Source organism: Glycomyces sp. L485, from assembly GCF_022548875.1.
Classification (GTDB): domain Bacteria; phylum Actinomycetota; class Actinomycetes; order Mycobacteriales; family Micromonosporaceae; genus Glycomyces.
Window position 1 is genome coordinate 48,795 of sequence record NZ_JAKZEW010000024.1, and the last position, 2,389, is coordinate 51,183.

At 66.3% G+C, this 2,389-nt stretch carries 2 protein-coding genes and 1 pseudogene; all 3 read left to right on the plus strand.

Annotated features, from left to right (window positions below; all coding sequences use genetic code 11):
- A partial coding sequence (locus L0U85_RS13150; protein ID WP_241378216.1) for an RICIN domain-containing protein occupies positions 1-843 on the plus strand: 843 nt, incomplete at its 5' end.
- Between the two features lie 185 nt (positions 844-1,028).
- Positions 1,029-1,220, plus strand: a pseudogene (locus tag L0U85_RS21355) (PLP-dependent cysteine synthase family protein); the annotation flags it as partial.
- A 270-nt stretch (positions 1,221-1,490) separates the two neighbouring features.
- A partial coding sequence (locus L0U85_RS13160) for an RICIN domain-containing protein (RefSeq protein WP_241378217.1) occupies positions 1,491-2,389 on the plus strand: 899 nt, incomplete at its 3' end.

Sequence of the window (2,389 nt, forward strand, 5' to 3'; positions counted from 1 at the left end):
GTCGACGACGGCACCTACCTCAGCTTCGTCAACCGCAACTCCGGCAAGGCCCTCGACGTGTGGGGGAGGTCCACCGAGCCGGGCGGGCGCATCTCCCAGTACGACTCCAACGGCGGCGCCAACCAGCAGTTCCGGCCCGTTCCGGTGGGATCGGGCGCCGAGGGCACGCCGACGATCTACATCGCCTCGGACTCGACCGCTCAGAACTACAACTCCTCGCGCTACCCGATGACCGGCTGGGGTCAGAAGCTCGGCGGCTACTTCGATGCGAACACCACCGTCGCCAACCACGCCATCGGCGGTCGCTCCTCGCGCTCGTTCATCGAGCAGGGACGCCTGGACGCGATCCTCGACGTGATCCAGCCCGACGACTACCTGTACGTCCAGTTCGGGCACAACGACGCCAGCTCGGGCAACCCCGAGCGCTACACGTCCCCAGAGGACTACAAGATGTACCTGCGCGACCACTACATGGCCGGCGCGCAGGACAGGGGCGCCATCCCGGTGCTCCTCACGCCGGTGTCGCGACTGGACTACAACTCGTCCACCGGGCAGTTCCGCGTCTCGTTCCCCACCTACGTCGACAAGGTCTACGAGCTGGTCGACGAGACCGGCGCCGACATGATCGACCTGTCGGCGCGCTCGCGGGCGTACCTGAACAGCATCGGTCCCGATGCGGCCAGGGACGTGTTCATGCACCTGGCGCCCGGGGAGTATCCGAACTACCCGGACGGTTCTACCGACAGCACCCACTTCCAGGAGTTCGGTGCCGACCAGATGGCGCGCCTCGTCGCCGAGGGCACCAACGCGCTCAACCTCCCGATCGCCGACCACGTCCTATAGGGCCTATATCCTATAGGGTCGAATGAATCGTGCGGCGCGTCCATGCGCCGCACGATTCATTTGTATTCGGGTCCATTCCGCGGGTGCCGCTGGAGTCGCGGAAGAGAAACAAGCGACGCGATACATCCACATGTATTGCCTTTGCAGCGATGCCCCTCGCTTGCCCATCATTTGTCCGAGATTCCAAGATCGCGCAGATCGAGTTCTACGGCGTCAGGGCGCACCCGGCCGAGAGCCCGGCGGCCGCCACCGCCGAAGCCAAGCGCTTGGCCGCCGAGGCCGGCGGGCACTTCATGGACCAGTTCACCTATGCCGAGCGGGCCACCGACTGGCGCGGGAACAACAACATCGCCGAGTCGATCTTCGAACAGATGCGCGAGACGGGGCAGCGCGGCAGCCTGGCGACGCTGCTGTGCGACTCGGGGATGCGCCACGGCGCCAACTACTTCGACGACGAGTGGATCGCCGCCCAGGGGTCGACCCGGCCGCTGCGGCCGAACGCCTAGCCCCCCTGATGCCCTAGTGACAAAGTGAGTCTTGTGTGAAAGCCGTTCCACGGGTTATGCTCGCTGGCATTTACGGATGAGAATGTGTCCCTACATCACACGCTGAGACCCCCGGCGTGCACCCTTCTCTAGGAGAACAACATGAGATTGCACAGAGCCCGGGCCGCGTTCGCGGCCCTGGTCTGCGCGGCCATTGCCGCCGCTTGCTCACTTTTCATCGCCGCACCAGCGCACGCCGTCGAGACCGGCACCTGGTACGTCCTCGAATCCCGCCACTCGGGCCTGGTCTTCGACATCGCCAAGGCCTCGACCGCCGAGGGCGCCGGACTCATCCAGTGGAACCGGACGGACGCGGCCAACCAGCAGTACCGCTTCATCGACGCCGGCAACGGCTACCACAAGATCCAGGTCCGGCACTCCGGCCTGGTGATCGACGTGTCAGGCAAGAGCGCCGAAGACGGCGCCGACATCGTCCAGTGGGCCGACAACGGCGGCGCCAACCAGCAGTGGGAGATCACTGAGTCCGGCGGCTACGCCACGATAGTGAATCGTTTCAGTGGCAAGGCGCTCGACGTATGGGAGAGGTCCACCGAGCCCGGCGCCCGCATCTCCCAGTACGACCCGAACGGCGGCGCCAACCAGCAGTGGCGCCTGGTCCCCGTCGCCTCGGACGACACCGGCGAGGACATCGACCGCGCGCCGGTCGCCGTCAGCGTGAGCGGCGGCGTCTACCTCGGCTGGCGGCTGCTGGCCGACGACCCGACGAACACCGCATTCAATGTCTACCGCGACGGCCAGCTCATCACCACTACCAGCCAGACCGACCTCACCGACTCCGGCGGCGGCACCGGATCGACCTACGAGATCGGCGTGGTCCACGACGGGCAGGAGGTCGAGCGCACTGGCACCTTCAGTGTGTGGGGGCAGCAGTACCTTGAGATCGACATGGACCGCCCCGCCGGCGGCACCACTCCCGACGGAGTCGACTACACCTACAGTCCCAACGACGCGACCGTGGCCGACCTCGACGGCGACGGCAC